Source organism: Streptomyces poonensis (genome assembly GCF_014650915.1).
In the GTDB taxonomy this organism is placed as follows: domain Bacteria; phylum Actinomycetota; class Actinomycetes; order Streptomycetales; family Streptomycetaceae; genus Streptomyces; species Streptomyces poonensis.
This window is the reverse complement of the sequence record NZ_BMVW01000032.1, coordinates 1-21,426: the sequence shown is the minus strand read 5'-3', so window position 1 is coordinate 21,426 and position 21,426 is coordinate 1. Positions and strand designations below refer to the sequence as shown.

At 70.9% G+C, this 21,426-nt stretch carries 16 protein-coding genes and 1 pseudogene; 14 read left to right on the top strand and 3 right to left on the bottom strand.

Annotated elements, in window-relative coordinates; genetic code table 11:
- The first annotated feature begins 136 nt into the window (after window positions 1–136).
- Window positions 137–592, top strand: a complete 456-nt coding sequence (locus IE242_RS37015) for a DUF4231 domain-containing protein (protein ID WP_189867437.1) — start codon at window positions 137–139, stop codon at window positions 590–592.
- The gene (locus tag IE242_RS37010) at window positions 568–2,538 is read left to right on the top strand and encodes a tetratricopeptide repeat-containing protein (RefSeq protein ID WP_189867435.1); all 1,971 of its coding nucleotides are present in this window, start codon (window positions 568–570) and stop codon (window positions 2,536–2,538) included. Before IE242_RS37015 ends, IE242_RS37010 begins: the two co-directional genes overlap by 25 nt.
- Window positions 2,539–2,592: 54 nt before the next feature.
- Here the strand turns inward: IE242_RS37010 and IE242_RS37005 are convergent, their stop codons facing one another.
- From IE242_RS37005 to IE242_RS36995, 3 genes are all read right to left on the bottom strand, one after another.
- A complete protein-coding gene (locus tag IE242_RS37005; protein ID WP_189867433.1) occupies window positions 2,593–3,882 on the bottom strand; it encodes a hypothetical protein in 1,290 nt (429 codons plus the stop codon).
- Between the two features lie 139 nt (window positions 3,883–4,021).
- A complete protein-coding gene (locus IE242_RS37000; RefSeq protein WP_189867431.1) occupies window positions 4,022–4,924 on the bottom strand; it encodes a carbohydrate kinase family protein in 903 nt (300 codons plus the stop codon).
- A 123-nt stretch (window positions 4,925–5,047) separates the two neighbouring features.
- Window positions 5,048–6,013 carry a hypothetical protein gene (locus IE242_RS36995; RefSeq protein ID WP_189867429.1) on the bottom strand — a complete coding sequence of 322 codons (966 nt, stop codon included), beginning with the start codon at window positions 6,011–6,013 and terminating at the stop codon, window positions 5,048–5,050.
- Between the two features lie 519 nt (window positions 6,014–6,532).
- Here IE242_RS36995 and uvrC point away from each other — a divergent pair.
- The 12 genes and pseudogenes from uvrC to IE242_RS36935 all read left to right on the top strand — a co-directional run.
- A complete protein-coding gene (gene uvrC, locus IE242_RS36990; protein WP_189867427.1) occupies window positions 6,533–8,605 on the top strand; it encodes an excinuclease ABC subunit UvrC in 2,073 nt (690 codons plus the stop codon).
- The gene (gene rapZ / locus IE242_RS36985) at window positions 8,602–9,708 is read left to right on the top strand and encodes an RNase adapter RapZ (protein WP_189867425.1); all 1,107 of its coding nucleotides are present in this window, start codon (window positions 8,602–8,604) and stop codon (window positions 9,706–9,708) included. Before uvrC ends, rapZ begins: the two co-directional genes overlap by 4 nt.
- Complete coding sequence (locus tag IE242_RS36980; protein WP_189867423.1) at window positions 9,705–10,781, top strand: gluconeogenesis factor YvcK family protein; 1,077 nt, start codon at window positions 9,705–9,707, stop codon at window positions 10,779–10,781. The genes rapZ and IE242_RS36980 overlap by 4 nt, the downstream gene beginning before the upstream one ends.
- A complete protein-coding gene (gene whiA, locus IE242_RS36975; protein WP_189867421.1) occupies window positions 10,772–11,761 on the top strand; it encodes a DNA-binding protein WhiA in 990 nt (329 codons plus the stop codon). Before IE242_RS36980 ends, whiA begins: the two co-directional genes overlap by 10 nt.
- 513 nt (window positions 11,762–12,274) lie before the next feature.
- The gene (locus IE242_RS36970; RefSeq protein WP_189867419.1) at window positions 12,275–15,232 is read left to right on the top strand and encodes a M14 family metallopeptidase; all 2,958 of its coding nucleotides are present in this window, start codon (window positions 12,275–12,277) and stop codon (window positions 15,230–15,232) included.
- 224 nt (window positions 15,233–15,456) lie between these two features.
- Window positions 15,457–16,461 (top strand): type I glyceraldehyde-3-phosphate dehydrogenase, encoded by a 1,005-nt coding sequence (gap, locus tag IE242_RS36965; RefSeq protein WP_189867411.1) that lies wholly within the window; start codon window positions 15,457–15,459, stop codon window positions 16,459–16,461.
- A gap of 222 nt (window positions 16,462–16,683) precedes the next feature.
- Entirely contained in the window at window positions 16,684–17,895 is a 1,212-nt protein-coding gene (locus IE242_RS36960; RefSeq protein ID WP_189867402.1) for a phosphoglycerate kinase, read from the top strand.
- Between the two features lie 6 nt (window positions 17,896–17,901).
- The gene (tpiA, locus tag IE242_RS36955; protein WP_189867400.1) at window positions 17,902–18,690 is read left to right on the top strand and encodes a triose-phosphate isomerase; all 789 of its coding nucleotides are present in this window, start codon (window positions 17,902–17,904) and stop codon (window positions 18,688–18,690) included.
- A gap of 143 nt (window positions 18,691–18,833) precedes the next feature.
- Window positions 18,834–19,064 (top strand): preprotein translocase subunit SecG, encoded by a 231-nt coding sequence (secG, locus tag IE242_RS36950; protein ID WP_189867450.1) that lies wholly within the window; start codon window positions 18,834–18,836, stop codon window positions 19,062–19,064.
- Window positions 19,065–19,295: 231 nt separating this feature from the next.
- Complete coding sequence (locus IE242_RS36945; RefSeq protein ID WP_006349936.1) at window positions 19,296–19,631, top strand: RNA polymerase-binding protein RbpA; 336 nt, start codon at window positions 19,296–19,298, stop codon at window positions 19,629–19,631.
- Between the two features lie 191 nt (window positions 19,632–19,822).
- Complete coding sequence (locus IE242_RS36940; RefSeq protein WP_189867398.1) at window positions 19,823–21,208, top strand: MFS transporter; 1,386 nt, start codon at window positions 19,823–19,825, stop codon at window positions 21,206–21,208.
- A pseudogene (locus IE242_RS36935) lies at window positions 21,205–21,426 on the top strand (glucose-6-phosphate isomerase); the annotation flags it as partial. The gene IE242_RS36940 and the pseudogene IE242_RS36935, both read left to right, overlap by 4 nt.

Genomic DNA, 21,426 nt, shown 5'->3' with positions numbered 1-21,426 from the left:
TGCATGCGACCGGACGGGGAAACTGGAAGAGGCCGATGCGCCGCGCACCGCATCGAAGTCCGGGCCGGCGCGTGGTGCCGGCGCACCCGGAATGCGTCGCCCTGGACCCGGTAGCGGTATCGAGGGGAGTTCCGGTATGGAACCTGGTGTTCCCGCAACCAGGAGCGAGCCGAGGGAGCTGCGCGCGGCACGGCCGGCCGATGTGACGTGGGAGCGCTTACAGGACCAGATGGGCTGGTTCGACCGGAAGAGCGGCTACGGCCAACGGCAGTTCAAGCGTCTGAAGATGGCCACACTGGCCCTGGCGGCAGGCCTCCCGGTGGCAGTTGCAGCCTCCGCTCCCCATTGGGCCGTCGCCGCGATGGGCGCCCTGGTAGCGGTCATCGAAGGCGCGCAGCAGCTTTTCAGGTTCCAGGAGAACTGGATCAATTACCGGGCGGTGTGCGAGAGCCTGCGCCGTGAGCAGTACCTGTACCTGGCGCGTGCCGGTCACTATGCCGGCGTGGAGGACGCCGACATCCTGCTCGCCGAGCAGGTGGAGAAGATCACCGGCCAGGAGAACACCCTGTGGGCGGAACGGGGGATGTCATGATCGTCGTCTTCACCGGTCGACGGCCGTCGGGCCCGAAGGGACCGTTCCCCGAGACCGCGGTGCCCTGGCTGAAGGAGCGACTGGAGCGGCTCTTCGCGGGGTTGCGTCCACGGCTTGCCGTGGGTTCCGCGGCGGCCGGTACCGATCTGCTGGCCGCCGCTGCCGCCCTGCGAGCCGGGGCGAACATCGATCTCCTGCTCACCGAGGACGCCGATGCCTTCGTGGCGGCTTCGGTGGCCGACAAGGGGAGCGGCTGGGCGGGGGCGTTCCATGACCTCGCGGAGAGCCCCGGCGTCCGGCTGCGCTCCCTCGCGGGTGCTTCGGCGGACGACGACGGATTCCGCGCGGTCAACCGTGCGCTGCTCGACCACGCGCGCGCCAACCTGCAAGCCGTCGACACCCCTGGGCACGAACCGGAGGAGCTCGTGCTCGTCGCCGTGACCGCCGGTCGCCGCGAGGGCGAGGACCACACGGAGTCGCTGGCGGACTCGGCGGAGAGACTGGGCCACTTGGTGCTCCGCCTGGATCCCTCCGCGAGGAAGGAGAACGCGCCCACGGCCTTCGTCGCCATGCCGTACGGCCGCAAGCGCGACGCCACGCGTGAACTCAGGCTGTTCGAGGCGAACGAGACCTGGAACCGGGTTCTCGTGCCCGTTCTGCTCGACAGCGGCTACCGGCCGATCCGCACGGATCTCGAGTCGGGTCTGGAGACCATCGACGCGCGCATGCTGCACAGCATCAACACCGCCGACCTGTTCGTCGCGGACCTCGCCACGCTCAATCCCAACGTCTTGTGGGAATTGGGTGTGCGGCATGCCTGGAGGCCTTCCGGCACGCTCCTCATGGCACCACGGTGGGTCACTCCGCCTTTCGATCTGGGGCATGCCACCGTCAAGCGCTATGAACGCGGCATGAGGCGGATCAGCGACCGGCAGGCCGTCGCGGGGATCCGTATGCTCAGGCCCGCGCTGCGGGCGTCGAAGCGAGGGACCGACAGCCCGGTGTGGGCGGTGTTCCCTCTGCTGGAGCCCGTACGGCTGCCTTCCGACCACGACGCGGCGCTCATCAACCGGCTCACGCACCATACCGAGGAGATATCCCTGGCGGCGGATCTGCACGACGCCGAGCGACTGGCCGGCATCACCGCGCAGGTGCAGGAGGAGGAACTGCCGGACAGCAGCCGTCGCGCCCTGCTGGAACAGATCGGGCTGGCTCTCGTCACGCTGGGCTGCTTGGAGAAGGGGCGCATCCTGCTGGCCCCGCTGGCCGAAGCCGACATCTCCTTCGCCCGGGTCCGCATGCAGCAGCGGTACGCCTTCACGTTGATCCACCGTCCCGGAACGCCGGCGGAGCGCCTGGCGTACCTGAAGGACGCCGAGGACAGGCTTCAGCGGCTGGACGCCCTCCATCCGGACTCGTCCGAAACGTGGGGACTGCTGGGAAGCGCGGCCAAGCGTGCCTTCGAGCTCGCCCTGGGCCTCGGCGAGAAGAGCGCCCTGTACCACCTCGACCGTGCCGTCGACGCCTATCGCAGCGGCATGGCGGCGGATCCGGGTGACCACTACCCAGGGGTCAACGCGCTGGCGCTCCTGAGGGTGAGAGGGCAGCACTTCGGCGGCGGCGCGGGCGATGTGGCGGAGGCGGAGTCGGTACTGCCGGTGGTCCGCTTCGCCGTCGAACGCAGACAGATCGGGCCGCGCGACACCTGGGAACACGCGAGCCTGGCCGAACTCGCCCTGCACTGGTACCTGCTGACCGGGGCGACGGAGGGGCCGCCGGCCGAGGCCCTGCGGCACTACACCTTCGCGGTCCATTCGGCCGATGGTGCGGCGATCTCCTCCATGCGTCGTCAACTCGAGCTCCTCCTGGCCGCAGGAGACCCGCCCGCAGTGCTGGAACCACTGCTCTCGATCATGTCCGCACCCCGCGAACGGGGAAGCTCATGACACCGGCGACCGTGTCGCCTCCCGAGATGTGGGCTTCCCGAGACATGACGCGCCTCATACAGGGACGACACGATATGTCGGCAGGGTCTCCAGACTGGTCGCTGTCGGCCCGACAGGCAGCGGATACCACACGTACCGCGGAGGCGTCAGCTCCACGCGGTAGCGGAGGGCACCGGGACAGTCTTCGTTCGGGCAGGGCAGCGGGGTGCCCTGCCCGGCGGCGTGTACGAGATCCGCTGCCGGGACCGGATGCAGTACGGGATAGCGGTTGGTGAGGAAAGCGTCCAGGTCGTTCGGCGCCGCGTCCCGCCCCCGGTTGCACGCCGCGCACTGCAGCAGCGGAGTACTCCAGAAAGAGTCGGAGAACACCTCGTCCGAAGCCATGCGAAAGATTCGCTGCAGGCCGAGGGCGGCGTAGCCCCGCATGGCTACCATCGCCTCCGGTGCCATCATCTCGGGGTGGCTGTTGACGAAGCACCGAGCCATGCGCCGGCGCTGGGCCTCCGCCAGGGTGACCTGGTACTCGGGACCGGCCTCCTGCACGGTGCCGCGCACGGGATCGTAGACCCGCAGCACGGCACGGTCGTTGAAGTACGCACGGGTCGCCAACTCGCCGCGCGTCCACCACGACCGCCAGTACTCCGGATGGTCCACCACCCAGAACTCCTCGCAGTCGAGGATCGCGTCGCTGATGATGCTGAGCACGTTCCAGCGCATCAGCGGGGACAGCACCTCGTCTTCTACGGCCAGTTCGCCGGGTTCGTAGAGCTGGACCGAGCGGCGGCCACCGTCGACGACTCCCTGCTCGATGCGTCGTTTCAGGTCTTTCGCGATGTCGTAGGTGGTCCCGCGGTAACTCAGGAAGACCTGCCGCCCGGCCGCTCGGCGTGCCCCCACCCGGTTCTGCGACGACAACAGGGGCGGCACCGCCTTGCGCCACAGTGGCCGCGGCAGTTCGATCCGGTCCGGTCCGGTGAGCTGGTGCTCGATCCACTCCAGGATGGCCTCGTTGCTCTGCTCGTGGGGGTAGACCGGCGCCCCGCCCCGCCGGGTGCCCACCACATTGACCGGCAGATAACGGCGGCCCACGAGGAGGACGTGCTCCAGCATGAAGGAAGCGGACTGGATGATGCCGTACCGATGCTCGCCCGGACCGTCCGGGGTGCCGTCGAAGATCACCAGGTCCGCGGCGACGCTGCTGGTGGCGAAGGACGCCGGACCGGAGGAGGAGTGGTCCCGGACCCGGGCCGAGCGACCGTACAGACTGCGCACGAGGCTGCGGCAGCCGGTGAACAGTTCGCGGCCCGCAGCGTTGTCGGTGGTGAAGACGGCGACGCTGACCATGGTGCCCCCGTTGGACGACTTCCGGCACCGCCCGGAGCCGCGCGGTGCTGCGTGAACACGGCGTCACCGCCACTCTGGGGGCGGGGGAGAAGGCGGTCAATACGGTGTGCCGCGGTCGTCTGCCCTTGGCGCGGCTCCGTCAGAGTTCCGCCGCGTACGGCGGCTCCGCGCCCGCCCGGGAGCAGGTGAGCGCGGCCGCGCGGGCGGCGAAGCGCAGCAGGGCGGTCCAGTCGGCGGCGGTCAGGGCGGAGAGCGCCGCGGGGGAGAGGGCGTCGCGTACGGCCAGGCCGTGCAGGAGGGCCGCGTTGACCGTGTCACCGGCGCCGATGGTGTCCACCACCTCCACCTTCTCCCCGGGGACCGGGTGGACGGCGCCGTCCCGGGTGAAGGCGGTCAGCCCGTCGCCGCCCTGCGTGATCACGACGGCCGACGGACCCGCGGCCAGCCACTCGTGCGGCGTACCGCCGAGCCACTCCGCGTCCTCCGCGGAGAGCTTCAGCAGCGACACCGACGGCAGCCAGCTCTTGAAGCGGGCCCGGTAGGCATCCGCGTCCGGGATGAGCCCGGCACGGATGTTCGGGTCGAGCGCGGTGAACACACCCCGCGCGGCCGCCGTCCGCATCAGCTCCTCGTACGCGCTCGCACCGGGTTCCAGGACGAGCGAGCAGGTGCCGAAGGAGACCGCCCTGGTGCCCTCCGGCAGCTCGGCGGGCGCCTCGAACAGGCGGTCCGCCGAGCCCTCGACATAGAAGGAGTACGCGGCCGAGCCGCCCTCGTCGAGCGAGGCCACGGCGAGGGTCGTCGGCTCCGGCCCCCGCTGTACGGACGCCACGTCGACACCCGCCGCACGCAGTCCGTCCAGGAGTGCCTCGCCGAACGGGTCGCGCGAGACGCGGGAGCAGAAGGCCGTGGGCGAGCCGAGGCGGCCCAGCGCGACGGCCGTGTTGTACGGGCCGCCACCGCGCGCGGGCCGCAGATCCACGAGCGCGCCCGCTCCCCGCGGTACCAGGTCGATCAGGGCCTCACCGGCGACGACGATCACAGGACGGTCCTTTCTGGACGAGCATGTGCTGGACGAACGTGTGGGGCGGCTACACGGTACGTGCGGAACGCCCCGGTGAGTCCAGCCATGGCGGGAGCAGCCGTACGGCTCGCGCCCCCTTCCTCACTCCCAGTTCCACCCGATGCCGAGGATCCCGGAGCGCACGCGGGGCTCGACGAGATGGACCGAGCGGTGCCGGGTGTTCAGCGCCAGCTCCCGGTGACCGCTGCGCGGAGCCGCCGGCGTGTGCTGGGTGAAGCGGTGGCAGCGCGCGGGAAGGGCATGCTCGTCGAAGCGCACCTGAAGCGCGTACTGCCCGCCCGTGCAGGGGAACCCGCGCACGTACTCGCGCGACGCGCCGGCCGTGCCGTCCTCGACGCCGTACCGGAACAGGAAGGTGTCGCCGATGCGCAGCCGGACGTCGAAGAGCAGCTCGGCGACGAGGACCCCGGTGTCGTGGTGCCAGCGCACACGTCCGGTGCGGCAGTTCTCCAGGGCGCGCACCGTCATGCGTTCGGGCGCACACCCCGGGTCACCATGGTGCACGGCCATATAGCGGTCCACACCGTCCTTATGGGCGCGCACTATGTGGTGGGACTCACGCGCCAGCAGTTCGCGGTGCGCGCCGATCCGTACCCGCTCGTGGTGGCCGATGGTCTGCAGCCCGCTGTCCGGCGACGCGTCCAGCTCGCCGAGAAGCTGCTCCAGGACGCCGGAGGCCGCCACCAGGGAGTGGTACGAGCGGCCGGCGGGGCGCTGCGGGGAGGGGGGCTCCCCGGAACCGGCGAGCAGACGGATCAGCGACTCGTCCGGGAGGTGCAGGATCTCCTCCAGGGCGCGGACGGCCCGCAGCGACTCGGGGCGCTGGGGGCGCCGGGCACCCTGCTGCCAGTAGCTGAGGCTCGTCACGCCGACCCTGACCCCGTAGCGCGACAGATGGTGCTGGACGCGCTGCAGCGGCAGCCCCCGTGCGGCGATCGCGGCCCGCAGTGCGACATGGAAGGGGCCGCCCCGCAGGGCCGACGCCAGTTCCGCCGTGCCTGCCGTGCCGACGTCCGCGTGCTCTGTGCCGTGCGTGCCGTGCCGCATGCAGAGACCTTTCTCTGAGGGGTGCGATGGCTGGTCGGACCGTTCGCGCGGCCGATCGGGAACGCCGCCGGAGCGTGCGGAACCCGGGCACGCCCATGCGGGGGGCTGTGAACGGCCCCAAGTCATCCCGCATTGAAGCGTGTTGACCATGCGCCGACAACACCGGCAGCCCAACACCGGCCTTGCTCGGCCCGGGGCCGGAAGCTGTCCTTCCGGCCTCGGGGCACCCCGTGCCGCGTGGGCCGAGAACGCCCGCTTGCGCGGGAATCACGCGGCCGGGGCAGGTGTCGGCGCGGTCCTCGACGACCTCCCGGAGATGGCCCGGAGGGGCGGTTGATGACGGCTGGAACCCAGCGTGACGCGGGACACGTCGCCGGTCGCCGTCCGGCTCCGCGCGGCGCGGAGGACGGGGCCCGGACCGCGCCGCCGCAGGAGGCGGAACGGCGCGTTCCGTGACGCCGCCGGAGCTCTGTCCACAGGGCCGTCGCGATGTCAGTCACCGCCAGTAGGGTGTCTGACATGGCCGACCCCTCCAGCTACCGCCCCAGGCCGGGAGAGATCCCGGACTCACCCGGGGTCTACAGGTTCCGTGACGAGCACCGCCGGGTGATCTACGTCGGAAAGGCGAAGAGCCTGCGCCAGCGCCTGGCGAACTACTTCCAGGACCTGGCGAACCTCCACCCGCGCACCCGCACCATGGTCACCACCGCCGCGTCCGTGGAGTGGACCGTGGTGTCCACGGAGGTGGAGGCGCTTCAGCTGGAGTACTCCTGGATCAAGGAGTTCGACCCCCGGTTCAACGTCAAGTACCGCGACGACAAGAGCTACCCGTACCTCGCGGTGACCATGAACGAGCAGTACCCCCGCGTGCAGGTGATGCGCGGCCACAAGAAGAAGGGCGTGCGCTACTTCGGCCCGTACGCGCACGCGTGGGCCATCCGCGACACCGTCGACCTGCTGCTGCGCGTCTTCCCCGTGCGCACCTGCTCGGCCGGCGTCTTCAAGAACGCCGCCCGCACCGGCCGCCCCTGCCTGCTGGGCTACATCGGCAAGTGCTCGGCGCCCTGTGTCGAGCGGATCTCCGCCGAGGACCACCGGGAGCTGGCCGAGGAGTTCTGCGACTTCATGGCCGGCCGCACGGGGACCTACATCCGCCGCCTGGAGCAGCGGATGACGGAGGCGGCGGAGGAGATGGAGTACGAGCGGGCCGCCCGCCTGCGCGACGACATCGAGGCCCTGAAGAAGGCCATGGAGAAGAACGCGGTCGTGCTCGCCGACGCGACCGACGCCGACCTGATCGCGGTCGCCGAGGACGAGCTGGAAGCGGCCGTGCAGATCTTCCACGTCCGCGGCGGACGCGTGCGCGGCCAGCGCGGCTGGGTCACCGACAAGGTCGAGGCGGTCTCCACGGGCGGCCTCGTCGAGCACGCGCTACAGCAGCTCTACGGCGAGGAGACCGGCGACTCCGTGCCCAAGGAGGTCCTGGTCCCCGCGCTGCCCGACCCCGTGGAGCCCGTGCAGGAGTGGCTGGCCGGCCGCCGTGGCGCGGGCGTCTCGCTCCGCATCCCGCAGCGCGGCGACAAGAGGGCGCTGATGGAGACCGTGCAGCGCAACGCCCAGCAGGCGCTCGTGCTCCACAAGACCAAGCGGGCCTCCGACCTGACCACCCGCTCGCGCGCCCTGGAGGAGATCGCCGACGCCCTCGACCTGGACGGCGCCCCCCTCCGGATCGAGTGCTACGACATCTCGCACCTCCAGGGCGAGGACGTGGTGGCGTCCATGGTCGTCTTCGAGGACGGGCTGGCCCGCAAGAGCGAGTACCGGCGCTTCCAGATCAGGGGCTTCGAGGGCCAGGACGACGTCCGCTCCATGCACGAGGTGATCACCCGCCGCTTCCGGCGGTACCTCGCCGAGAAGGAGCGGACCGGCGAGTGGGCCGACGGCGAGGAGCTCGACGCGGAAGGGCGGCTCAAGGAGGACGACGGCCGCCCCAGGCGCTTCGCGTACCCGCCGCAGCTCGTCGTCGTGGACGGCGGCCAGCCCCAGGTCGCCGCCGCCCGCAGGGCTCTCGACGAACTGGGCATCGACGACATCGCGGTCTGCGGCCTCGCCAAGCGCCTGGAGGAGGTGTGGGTGCCCGGCGAGGACGACCCGGTCGTCCTGCCCCGCACCAGCGAGGGCCTGTACCTGCTCCAGCGCGTCCGCGACGAGGCCCACCGCTTCGCGATCACCTATCAGCGCACCAAGCGGTCCAGTCGGATCCGGTCCGGCCCCCTGGACGACGTGCCGGGCCTCGGCGAGACCCGCAAGCAGGCACTGATCAAACACTTCGGCTCGGTGAAGAGGCTGCGGTCCGCGACGATCGAACAGATCTGCGAGGTGCCCGGCATAGGCCGCAAGACCGCGGAGACCATCGCCGCGGCCCTGGCCCAGGCGGCTCCGGCCGCCCCCGCCGTGAACATGGCGACCGGAGAGATCATTGACGACGAGGAGCCCGGTGCGTCGGGTCAGGAGCCCGGAGTGACCGCGGGCTCTTCGGAGGAGCCCGTGTCCGCGGGTCCCATGGACGAACGACGGGGGCAGGAGAGATGACCGAGCACGGTGAGCAGCGCGAGGAAGAGCACGAAGAGCACCGCGAAACGCAGGGCGAGCGCGCGGCACGCGACGAGCAGGGAACACACGACGGGCGCGCAGCGCACGAGGAGCGCGCGGCGGGGTACGAGGGCGCTCACCGGGAAACGGGCGGCCCTGTCCCCCGGCACCCGGCGCAGGCACCTCAGGAAAACGGAGCACACGTGAGTACGGGCATCGAAAAGGCCGGCCTCCCCGAGGCGGCCATCCCCGAGCTGGTGATCATCTCCGGCATGTCCGGCGCGGGCCGGTCCACGGCGGCGAAGTGCCTGGAGGACCTCGGCTGGTTCGTCGTCGACAACCTGCCGCCCGCGCTGATCCCCACCATGGTGGAGCTCGGCGCCCGCTCCCAGGGCAACGTGGCGCGGATCGCGGTCGTCGTCGACGTCCGCGGCCGCCGTTTCTTCGACAACCTCCGCGAGTCCCTCGCCGACCTGGAGGCCCGGCACGTCACCCGGCGGATCGTTTTCCTGGAGTCCTCCGACGACGCACTGGTGCGCCGCTTCGAGTCCGTGCGCCGCCCGCACCCCCTCCAGGGTGACGGCCGCATCGTCGACGGCATCGCCGCCGAGCGGGAACTGCTGCGCGAGCTGCGTGGCGACGCCGATCTGGTGATCGACACCTCCAGTCTCAACGTGCACGAGCTGCGCGCCAAGATGGACGCCCAGTTCGCGGGCGAGGAGGAGCCGGAGCTGCGGGCCACCGTCATGTCCTTCGGCTTCAAGTACGGCCTCCCGGTCGACGCCGACCTCGTCGTGGACATGCGGTTCCTGCCCAACCCGCACTGGGTGCCCGAGCTGCGCCCGTACACCGGCCTCAACGAGGAGGTGTCGGCGTACGTCTTCAACCAGCCCGGCGCCAAGGAGTTCCTCGACCGCTACTCCGAGCTGCTTCAGCTCATCGCCGCCGGATACCGCCGCGAGGGCAAGCGGTACGTGACCATCGCGGTCGGCTGCACGGGCGGCAAGCACCGCTCGGTCGCCACCGCCGAGAAGCTCGCCGCCCGGCTGTCCTCGCAGGGCGTGGAGACCGTGGTCGTCCACCGGGACATGGGCCGCGAATGACGGGACGCACACTACGGCTGAGCAGACTGCGCCGGGTCGGCCCCGAGGGCCGCGGAGGCCGGCCCGCCGAGGCACGCGAGACACGCGGCGGCCGGCCCCGCCGACGCGGTGCCCAGCCCAAGGTCGTCGCGCTCGGCGGCGGCATGGGCCTGTCCGCCTCGCTCGCCGCCCTGCGCCGGATCACCGGCGACCTCACCGCCGTCGTCACCGTGGCCGACGACGGCGGCTCCAGCGGGCGGCTCCGTGACGAGCTGGGCGTCCTCCCGCCCGGCGATCTGCGCAAGGCGCTCGCCGCGCTGTGCGGCGACGACGACTGGGGCCAGACCTGGGCGCGCGTCATCCAGCACCGCTTCCAGACCGAGGGCGATCTGCACGGCCACGCGGTCGGCAACGTGCTGATCGTCGCCCTGTGGGAGCAGCTCGGCGACCACGTCAAGGCGCTCGACCTGGTCGGCAGGCTGCTGGGCGCCCACGGCCGGGTACTGCCCATGTCCGCCGTACCCCTGGAGCTGCAGGCGCTGGTCAAGGGGCACGACCCGGACCGCCCGGACGACGTCGACACCGTACGGGGGCAGGCGACCGTCGCCCTCACGCGCGGAGAGGTGCAGTCGGTGCACCTGGTGCCGCACGACCCGCCCGCCGTCCCCGAGGCCGTCGCCGCGGTCCTCGACGCGGACTGGGTGGTCCTCGGCCCCGGCTCCTGGTTCTCCTCGGTCATGCCCCATCTGCTCGTGCCCGAGCTGGTGGACGCCCTCATGGCGACCAAGGCACGCCGCGTCCTGTCGTTGAACCTCGCCCCGCAGCCCGGAGAAACCGAGGGCTTCTCCCCGCAGCGTCATTTGGAGGTTTTGGCACGACACGCCCCTAAACTCGCCCTGGACGTGGTGCTGGCCGACACGGCCGCCGTGCCCGACCGGGAGTCGCTCGCCGAGGCCGCCAAGCGGTTCGGAGCGGCGGTCGAGCTGGCGCCGGTGGCCAGGACCGACGGCACTCCGCGGCACGACCCGGAGCTGTTGGCCGCCGCGTACGACCGTATTTTTCGGATGCATGGAAGGATCGGCCCATGGCGATGACGGCAGCGGTGAAGAGCGAGATCTCCCAGCTACCCGTCACCCGGACCTGCTGCAGAAAGGCGGAGGTCTCGGCGATCCTGCGGTTCGCCGGTGGACTGCACCTGGTCAGCGGCCGCATCGTGATCGAGGCGGAGCTGGACACGGGCGCGGCGGCGCGCCGGCTCAAGCGGGACATCCTGGAGATCTTCGGCCACAGCTCCGAACTGATCGTCATGGCGCCCGGAGGACTGCGCCGCGGCTCCCGTTTCGTCGTGCGGGTGGTCGCGGGCGGTGACCAGCTGGCCCGCCAGACGGGGCTCGTCGACGGCCGGGGCCGCCCGATCCGCGGCCTGCCCCCGCAGGTGGTCTCCGGCGCCACCTGTGACGCGGAGGCGGCCTGGCGTGGCGCCTTCCTGGCGCACGGCTCGCTCACCGAGCCCGGCCGTTCCTCCTCCCTGGAGGTGACCTGCCCGGGGCCGGAGGCCGCGCTCGCGCTCGTCGGTGCCGCCCGCCGGCTGTCGATCGGCGCGAAGGCCCGCGAGGTGCGCGGTGTGGACCGGGTCGTCGTCCGGGACGGGGACGCCATCGGCGCCCTCCTCACCCGCCTCGGCGCCCATGACTCCGTGCTGGCCTGGGAGGAGCGGCGGATGCGCCGCGAGGTCCGTGCCACCGCGAACCGCCTCGCCAACTTCGACGACGCGAACCTGCGCCGTTCCGCGCGCGCGGCCGTCGCGGCCGGAGCCCGGGTGCAGCGCGCCCTGGAGATCCTCGGTGACGAGGTCCCCGAGCACCTCGCGGCGGCCGGACGGCTCCGCATGGAGCACAAGCAGGCCTCCCTGGAGGAGCTGGGCGCGCTCGCCGACCCGCCGCTGACCAAGGACGCCGTGGCCGGCCGTATCCGCCGGCTCCTGGCCATGGCCGACAAGCGGGCCGCCGACCTCGGCATCCCGGGCACGGAGGCCAATCTCTCCGAGGAACTGGCCGACAACCTGGCGGGCTGAACGGCCCGGCGCCATCGCGCCGGGCCCCGGGCCCGGCTCCGCCGCCCACCTTCCGCCGTCGGACAGAGGCGTCGCCGCCGACGGCGACCAGCGCCGCGGCACGGACGTCTCCGCCGACCGGGCCGCTGCCGGGGCCCACGGCACCCGATCGGACGGGACGGCACCCAACCCTTACGGCGTCCGTCCCGTGCAGCCCACCATCCCGTACGGCGTCCGTCTCGTAGAACGTGGAGCACCCACCCCGTACGGCGTCCACCTCGTACTGCACCGTCCCGCACAGCCGCCCCCCTGAAGCCCGCACACGCCACATCCCGTACGCCGCACCGCACCCCGTACCCCCGCCCGGCCCCGCCCAACGCGCTCGCCCGAGCGCCCGCTTGAGGGACGCCCGCCCGCGCGTGAGTCTTCTCGTACAGGGCCGTGCCCCTCCGCGAGGCACCCTTGACTTGACCATGAACTGTCATAAGCCTGGCGTCTGTTCGCTGCTGTGGCGAACCTCTGCAAGGGGGGCTCATGAGACGAAGAGCGAGACCGATCCTCGCTGTCGGCGCACTCCTGCTGGGCGGCGCGGGGATCGCGCCCGTCGCCCAGGCGGCCGGGAACGGCACCACCGCGACAACCGGCTCGGAAGAGGTCAAGGTCTTCCGGGCCGAGGTGACGAAGCAGCAGATCCCGCTGCTGCTCGCGGCCGGGCAGGACGCCCATGAACTCGGCGAGCAGGCACCCGACAAGGGCACGGCCGACGTCGAGGTCTACCTCACCGAAAAACAGGCCGAGGACCTGGAACAACAGGGCATCGACCTGAAGGAGCACACCCTCACGGCGAAGACACGCGCGCGTGTGGCCGCCGCCGGGGACGGGGTCTACCGGCCGTACAGCGGCGAGGGGAACCTCAAGGAGGAGATCGTCCGGACGGGCCAGGAGCACCCGTCGCTCACCAAGGTGGTCTCCATCGGCAAGAGCCTTCAGGGTCAGGACATCCTCGCCCTGAAGGTCACCAAGAACGCGAAGAAGACCAAGGACGGGGCCAAGCCCTCGGTCCTCTACCTGTCCAACCAGCACGCGCGCGAGTGGATCACGCCGGAGATGACCCGGCGCCTGATGCACCACTACCTGGACAACTACAGGACCGACAAGCGCATCAAGAAGATCATCGACTCGACCGAGCTGTGGTTCGTGCTGTCCGCCAACCCCGACGGCTACGACCACACGCACCAGGCCGCGAGCAACCGCCAGTGGCGCAAGAACCTGCGCGACGTCAACGGCGACGGCAAGATCACCGTCGGCGACGGCGTCGACCTCAACCGCAACTTCGCCTACAAGTGGGGCTACGACGACGAGGGCTCCTCCCCGTACCCCACCAGCGAGACCTACCGCGGCGCCGGCCCGGGCTCCGAGCCCGAGACGAAGGCCATCGACGCCTTCCAGAAGCGCATCGGCTTCGAGTACGGCATCAACTACCACTCGGCCGCCGAGCTGCTGCTGTACGGCGTCGGCTGGCAGGTGGCCACCGACACCCCGGACGACGTCCTCTACAAGTCCCTCGCGGGCACACCGGAGAACTCCGCGATCCCCGGCTACCACCCGCAGGTCTCCTCCGAGCTCTACACCACCAACGGCGAGGCCGACGGGCACGCGGCCAACGTCAACGGCACGGCGATGTTCACCCCGGAGATGTCGACCTGCCAGACGGTGTCGGACCTCTACCCGGACGACGCCTGGGAGGCCGGTGACTGCGCCTCCGTCTTCACCTTCCCGGACGACGAGAAGCTGATCCAGGAGGAGTTCGCGAAGAACATCCCCTTCGCGCTCTCCGTCGCCGAGTCCGCCGCCACGCCCGACCGGCCCAAGTCCTCGGTCGGCGTCGACGCCCCCGACTTCACCCCGGCGCCCTTCACCACCTCGTACTCGCGCGGCGCCGATCAGGAGGTCTCCGTCGTCGCCCGCAAGTCGGTGCGCGACAAGGAGCTCAAGTACCGCGTCAACGGCGGCCGGACGTACGACATGGCGCTGAGGCCCTGGAAGGGCGGCGAGCGGTACGGCGGCGAGGACAACCTGTACTTCGACGAGTACCGGGCCAAGGTCAAGGACGGCGAGCCCGGTGACAAGGTCGAGGTCTGGTTCACCGGCGAGACCAGGAGCGGGAAAGCCACCTCCAGCGAGCGCTTCACGTACACGGTCGCCGAACGCCCGCGCGCGGACACCCTCGTCGTCGCCGAGGAGGGCGCGGCCGCGACCCACGCGCAGACGTACGTGGACGCGCTGAAGGCCAACGGCCGCAAGGCGCTCGTCTGGGACGTCGCCACCCAGGGCGCGCCGGACGCGCTCGGCGTGCTCGGCCACTTCGACACGGTCGTCCACTACACGGGCGCCGTCCGCCCCGGCAACGCCACCCAGCTGGAGCTGCGCGCGTACCTCAACGAGGGCGGCCGGCTGATCGAGGCGGGCGAGTCGGCCGGCGGCTCCGTCGACCTCGGCGGCGGCAACCTGTCCAACGACTTCAGCCAGTACTACCTGGGCGCCTACACCCGTACGACCCTGCCGGGCGTCACCGGCTTCGAGGGCGCCGGGAAGCTGGCGGGCCTCAAGGCTCCGCTCGGCGACGCCCCCGGCAACCCGCTGAACACCGCGGGCTCGTTCGGCGTCACCTCGGACAGCCTGCCCGTGGAGACGTTCCCGCAGTTCGCGAGCGCGGGAGCGGGCCAGTACCCGGGCACGGTCAACCCGTACGGCCCGTACGCGGGCTCCTCCATGGCGGCCGTCACCCACTCGGACTACGCCTGGAACCGGCTCACCCGCACCGTCGACCTCACCTCGGTGACCGCGGCCGACCAGCCGACCCTGCGCACCCGGCTGCTCTGGGACACCGAGGAGGGCTACGACCACGCCGTGCTCGAGGCGCGCACCGCGGGTGCCGAGGACTGGACCACGCTTCCGGACAAGGGCGGCGCCACCGGCACCGCCGTGCCCACCGAGTGCGAGGCCGGCTTCTTCCTCCAGGTCCACCCCGCCCTGTCCCGCTATCTGACGCTGGGCGAGAACGGCTGCACGCCCAGCGGCACCAGCGGCTCCTGGAACAGCTTCACCGGAGCCTCTGACGGCTGGCAGCAGGTCGAGTTCGACCTGTCGGCGTACGCCGGGAAGACGGTGGAGGTGTCTCTGAGCTACATCACCGACCCCGGTTCCGGCGGCCGCGGTGTCCTCGCCGACGACGCCGCCGTGGTCATCGGCGGCACGGCGCAGCAGACCGAGGGATTCGAGACCGCCCTCGGCGCCTGGAGCACGCCCGGACCGCCGGCCGGCAGCCCCGCCGTCATCAGGGACTGGGGCCTGTCCGGCGAGCTGTCCCGGACACACGGAGCGGTCACCACCGGCGACACCGTGCTGCTGGGCTTCGGCCTGGAGCACGTCACCGCGGCGGCCGACCGTACGGCTCTGCTCCGCAAGGCGCTGGCCGCGCTGGACAGCTGACCGGACCTGCCGGCACCGGCTCGTCGGTCACCGCTGTCCGATGATCGGTGCGCGAAAAGCGGGGCGGTCCGTACCCCTACCGACGGGTACGGACCGCCCCGCCGGGTATGGGCCATCTCAATGTCACCACCGGGGCCCCAGGGAGGTAGGGTCGTATGCGGTCGGGGACATCCCATACAGCTCGCCGGCATCGACGGTCGGCGTACCAACGAGGAGATCGGTTCGTGACGATCCGCGTAGGCATCAACGGCTTCGGCCGCATCGGTCGCAACTACTTCCGTGCGCTGCTGGAGCAGGGTGCGGACATCGAGGTCGTGGCTGTCAACGACCTGGGTGACACTGCGACCACGGCTCACCTGCTGAAGTACGACACCATCCTGGGCCGCCTCAAGGCCGAGGTGTCGCACACCGAAGACACCATCACCGTCGACGGCCACACCATCAAGGTGCTGTCCGAGCGCAACCCCGCCGACATCCCGTGGGGCGAGCTGGGCGTCGACATCGTGATCGAGTCCACCGGTATCTTCACGAAGAAGGCCGACGCCGAGAAGCACATCGCGGGCGGCGCCAAGAAGGTCCTCATCTCGGCTCCGGCCAAGGACGAGGACATCACCATCGTGATGGGCGTCAACCAGGACAAGTACGACCCGGCGAACCACCACGTCATCTCCAACGCCTCCTGCACCACCAACTGTGTGGCGCCGATGGCGAAGGTCCTCGACGAGAACTTCGGCATCGTCAAGGGCATGATGACGACGGTGCACGCGTACACGAACGACCAGCGCATCCTTGACTTCCCGCACAAGGACCTGCGCCGCGCCCGTGCCGCCGCCGAGAACATCATCCCGACCACCACCGGTGCCGCCAAGGCCACCGCCCTGGTGCTCCCGCAGCTCGAGGGCAAGCTGGACGGCATCGCCATGCGCGTGCCGGTCCCCACCGGCTCGGTCACCGACCTCGTCATCGAGCTCGACCGCGAGGTCACCAAGGACGAGATCAACAGCGCCTTCCAGAAGGCCGCCGAGGGCCAGCTCAAGGGCATCCTCGAGTACACCGAGGACCCGATCGTCTCCTCGGACATCGTCAACTGGCCGGCCTCCTGCACCTTCGACTCCTCTCTGACGATGAGCCAGGGCAAGCAGGTCAAGGTCGTCGGCTGGTACGACAACGAGTGGGGCTACTCCAACCGCCTCGTCGACCTCACGGTCTTCGTCGGCGGCAAGCTCTGACACCCGGAGCAGGCACTTCGATGTGAGAGCAGGGCTCGGGCAGCGCTGGACGGCGCTCCCGGGCCCTGCGCCGCGCTGTCTGTGCGGCGCTGCCTGCACGGCGCTTCCTGTGCGGCCTGACCGCCGCCGCTCCCGCGGAACCGACCGCCCGCCATCGTCGTTCCCCACATGATGGCCGGGGCGTCCGCGGACCATTCAGAGCCTTCTGGTAGGAGACACCCCATGAAGACGATCGACGAACTCCTCGCGGACGGCGTCGCGGGCAAGCGGGTCTTCGTCCGCGCCGACCTCAACGTGCCGCTCGACGGCACCACCATCACCGACGACGGCCGCATCCGCGCCGTCGTCCCCACCGTCAAGGCGCTGGCCGAGGCGGGCGCACGCGTGGTCGTGGCGTCCCACCTGGGCCGCCCCAAGGGAGCCCCGGACCCCGCCTTCTCGCTCGCCCCCGCCGCCGCGCGCCTCGGTGAACTGCTCGGCGCCGACGTCGCGTTCGCCACCGACACGGTCGGCGACTCCGCCACGTCCACCGTCGCCGCCCTGACCGACGGCCAGGTCGCCGTCGTCGAGAACCTGCGCTTCAACGCCGGCGAGACGTCCAAGGACGACGCCGAGCGCGGTGCCTTCGCCGACCAGCTGGCCGCCCTCGCCGACGCCTACGTGAGCGACGGCTTCGGCGCCGTGCACCGCAAGCACGCCTCGGTCTTCGACCTTCCGGCCCGGCTGCCGCACTACGCCGGGTACCTCATCACCACCGAGGTCGGCGTCCTGAAGAAGCTCACCGAGGACGTCAAGCGCCCGTACGTGGTCGTGCTCGGCGGCGCCAAGGTCTCCGACAAGCTCGCCGTCATCGACCAGCTGCTCGGCAAGGCCGACCGGCTGCTCATCGGCGGCGGCATGGCGTACACCTTCCTCAAGGCCAAGGGGTACGAGGTCGGCAAGTCCCTGCTCCAGGAGGACCAGATCCCGGCCGTCCTCGAGTACATGGAGCGCGCCGAGAAGACCGGCGTCGAGCTGGTCCTGCCGGTCGACGCGCTGGTCGCGGCCGACTTCCCGGACCTGAAGACCAAGGCGCCGGCCAACCCCACGACCGTCGCCGCGGACGCCATCCCGGCCGACCAGGAGGGCCTGGACATCGGTCCGGAGACCCGCAAGCTGTACGCCTCGAAGATCGCCGACGCGGCCACCGTCTTCTGGAACGGCCCCATGGGCGTCTTCGAGCACCCCGACTACGCCGAGGGCACCAGGGCGGTCGCCCAGGCCCTCGTCGACTCCGAGAGCTTCTCGGTCGTCGGCGGCGGAGACTCCGCCGCGGCCGTGCGCACCCTCGGCTTCGACGAGAATGCCTTCGGTCACATCTCGACCGGTGGCGGCGCCTCCCTCGAATACCTCGAGGGCAAGACGCTCCCCGGCCTCGCCGCACTGGAGGACTGACCCTCGATGACCACTCCCGAACAGGGCCGCACGCCGATCATGGCGGGCAACTGGAAGATGAACCTCAACCACCTCGAGGCCATCGCCCACGTCCAGAAGCTCGCCTTCGCCCTCGCGGACAAGGACTACGAGGCCACCGAGGTCGCCGTCCTGCCGCCCTTCACCGACCTGCGCTCCGTGCAGACCCTGGTCGACGGCGACAAGCTGAAGATCAAGTACGGCGCCCAGGACATCTCGGCCCAGGACTCCGGTGCCTACACCGGTGAGATCTCCGGGTCGATGCTCGCCAAGCTGAAGTGCACGTACGTGGCGGTCGGCCACTCCGAGCGCCGCCAGTACCACAACGAGACCGACGAGCTCTGCAACGCCAAGGTCAAGGCCGCCTTCAAGCACGGCCTCACCCCGATCCTGTGCGTCGGCGAGGAGCTGGAGGTCCGTGACGCGGGCGAGCACGTCTCGCACACGCTCGGCCAGGTCGAGGGCGGCCTCAAGGACGTCCCCGCCGAGCAGGCCGAGACCATCGTGATCGCGTACGAGCCCGTCTGGGCCATCGGCACCGGCAAGGTCTGCGGCTCCGAGGACGCCCAGGAGGTCTGCGCGGCCATCCGCGGCAAGCTCGCCGAGCTGTACTCGCAGGACGTGGCCGACAAGATCCGCATCCAGTACGGCGGCTCGGTGAAGGCCGGGAACGTCGCCGAGATCATGGCGCAGCCCGACATCGACGGCGCCCTGGTCGGCGGTGCCTCGCTGGACGTGGACGAGTTCGTCAGGATCGTGCGCTTCCGCGACCAGTGACGCGGCCGGCGATGCGATCGGTGACGCGACCGGTGAGTATGCGCTAGAGACGATCCGTCGTACCCTTGCGGGGGCCGGAGGCTCTGCGGAGCTTCGGCCCCCGTCGTCCCAATCAGTCCGAGGAAGTTGGTCCAGCCGTGGTTATGGGGTTCTCGATCGCCCTGATCGTCTTCAGCCTGCTGCTGATGCTGCTGGTGCTGATGCACAAGGGGAAGGGCGGCGGCCTCTCCGACATGTTCGGTGGCGGTATGCAGTCGTCCGTCGGCGGCTCCTCGGTCGCCGAGCGCAACCTCGACCGGATCACCGTGGTGGTCGGTCTGCTGTGGTTCGCATGCATTGTCGTCCTCGGCATCGTCATGAAGGTCAACAACTGACCGAAAAGCCGGTCATCGGTGCGTCAGTACGTCACAGACGCACCAATCCGCACGTAAAGCCCCATGGTCGGTACGCGCTCAACGGCGCGGCCTATCATGGGGCTTGCGTCTAGGGGGCGGGGTGTAACTCCAATCACTGGACGCGCGTTGGGCCTTACGTAGACTGAGGCGCCCGCGGCGAAGCGTCACGCCGACTCGCTTCGCGGCACCATCACGCAGGGAGTTACGACCGTGGCAAGTGGCAACGCGATCCGAGGAAGCCGGGTCGGGGCGGGGCCGATGGGCGAAGCCGAGCGCGGCGAGTCCGCTCCCCGGCTGCGCATCTCCTTCTGGTGCTCCAACGGGCACGAGACACAGCCGAGCTTCGCCAGCGACGCGCAGGTCCCCGACACCTGGGACTGCCCGCGCTGCGGCTTCCCGGCGGGACAGGACCAGGACAACCCGCCGGACCCGCCGCGCACCGAGCCGTACAAGACGCACCTCGCGTATGTACGGGAGCGGCGCAGCGACGCCGACGGCGAGGCCATCCTCGCCGAGGCACTCGCGAAGCTGAGGGGCGAGATCTAGGAACCGCTGACGGCCGGGCACCGATGGGTGTCCGGCCGGATGCGTTCCGGGCCGCTCCCGCGTTCTGTCTTTCCCCGTCGGGCCCGCGTTTCGCCTGCTCAGCGCCATTGTCAGTGGCGGCCTCTAGGGTTGCGCGCACTGAGATCGGCAGAGGGGACGAGGCCTCCTCGAGGCATCGTGAGGGGGACGCGGTGACGACGGACGAGCCGACGGGTGCGCCGACGGACGGGACGGGGGACGAGCCGCCGGCAGCCGTACCGTGGCGCGGCGGCTTCGGCCGTCTCTGGAGCGCCGCCGTCCTGTCCAGCTTCGGCGACGCCCTGCGGACGGCCGCGCTGCCCTTGCTCGCCGTCACGCTGACCGACCGGCCCCTGCTCGTCGCCTCGGTGACCGCCTGCGGCTATCTGCCGTGGATCGTCTTCGGGCTTCTGGGCGGAGCCGTCGCCGACCGGGTCGACCAGCGGCGCGCCATGTGGACCGTGGACGCCCTGCGCGGGGTGCTGATGGCGGGCTTCGCGGTCGCCGTGGCAGTCGACCGCGCCTCGATCCTGCTGCTGATCGCGCTGGCCTTCGCGCTGACCACCCTGCAGACGCTCTTCGACAACGCCTCCACGGCCCTGCTGCCCGCCCTGGTCGACCGGGAGGCCCTGGGCAGTGCGAACGCCCGTCTGATGACCGGTCAGCGCCTCGCCGGAGGACTGCTCGCCGGCCCGGTCGTGCCAGTACTGATCGCGGTCTCGGCCGCCGCTCCCTTCGCCGCCAACGCCCTGACCTTCCTCGCGGCGGCGGCCCTGGTGGCCTCGTTGCGGACCGCACCACCCCGTCGGGAGCCCAGACCCGGGGGCAGCACCCTGCGCGCGGAGATCGCCGCCGGGCTGCGGACGCTGGGGCGTGACCGGGCGCTGCGGGGGCTGTGCGCGGCCACCGCGCTGTGCAACGTCGGCATGGGTGCCCTCATCGCCACGCTGGTGCTCCTCGTCACCGACTGGCTGGACGCGGGCACCGCGGGATACGCGGCGGCGACGGTCGCGTACACGGTGGGCAGCCTCGCCGGGGGAGTGCTGAACGGCTGGGTCTCGGGGCGGCTGGGCCGGATGCGGAGCGTGCTGCTCGCGGGTGCCGCGCAGATCGCGGCGCTCGTGGTGATGGGCTCGGTGCGCAGCCTCGCCGCGCTGGTCGTGAGCCTGGCCGTGTTCGGCTTCATGGGCATGGTGTGGAACGTCAACACGACGACGGCGATGCAGCGGCGCAGCCCCGCCGAGATGCTCGGCCGGGTCAGCTCGGCCTTCCGGACACTCGCCGTCGCCGGCGCGCCCCTGGGGGCGTTGCTGGGCGGCGGTGCCGTCACGGTGCTCGGGCCGAGCACACCCGCTCTGCTCGCGGCCGCGTTCTTCGCTCTGTCCCTCGCCGCGCTGATACCCGTGCTCAAGGCGGACGCATCGGGTGCCGACGCTGTCGACGTTCCGGACGACAACCGGACGACAGCTCATGTTCCGTCCGGCTCCATTAGGTTGGGACCGGCAGCGGGGCAAGGCACGCGGGCAGGACAGAAGGAAAGAAGGCGGAAGACCGGATGAACGCAGGAAGCCGTACCAGGCTCAACCAGACGTCCGAGTGGACGGCGCTGGCCAAGCACCGGGAGGAACTGGGCGAGGTCCAGCTGCGGGAGCTGTTCGCGGCCGACCCCGGGCGCGGCACCGGGTACGCGCTCGAGGTCGGCGATCTGCACGTCGACTACTCCAAGAACCTGATCACCGACGAGACCCTCGCCCTGCTGCGGGAACTGGCCGCCGCC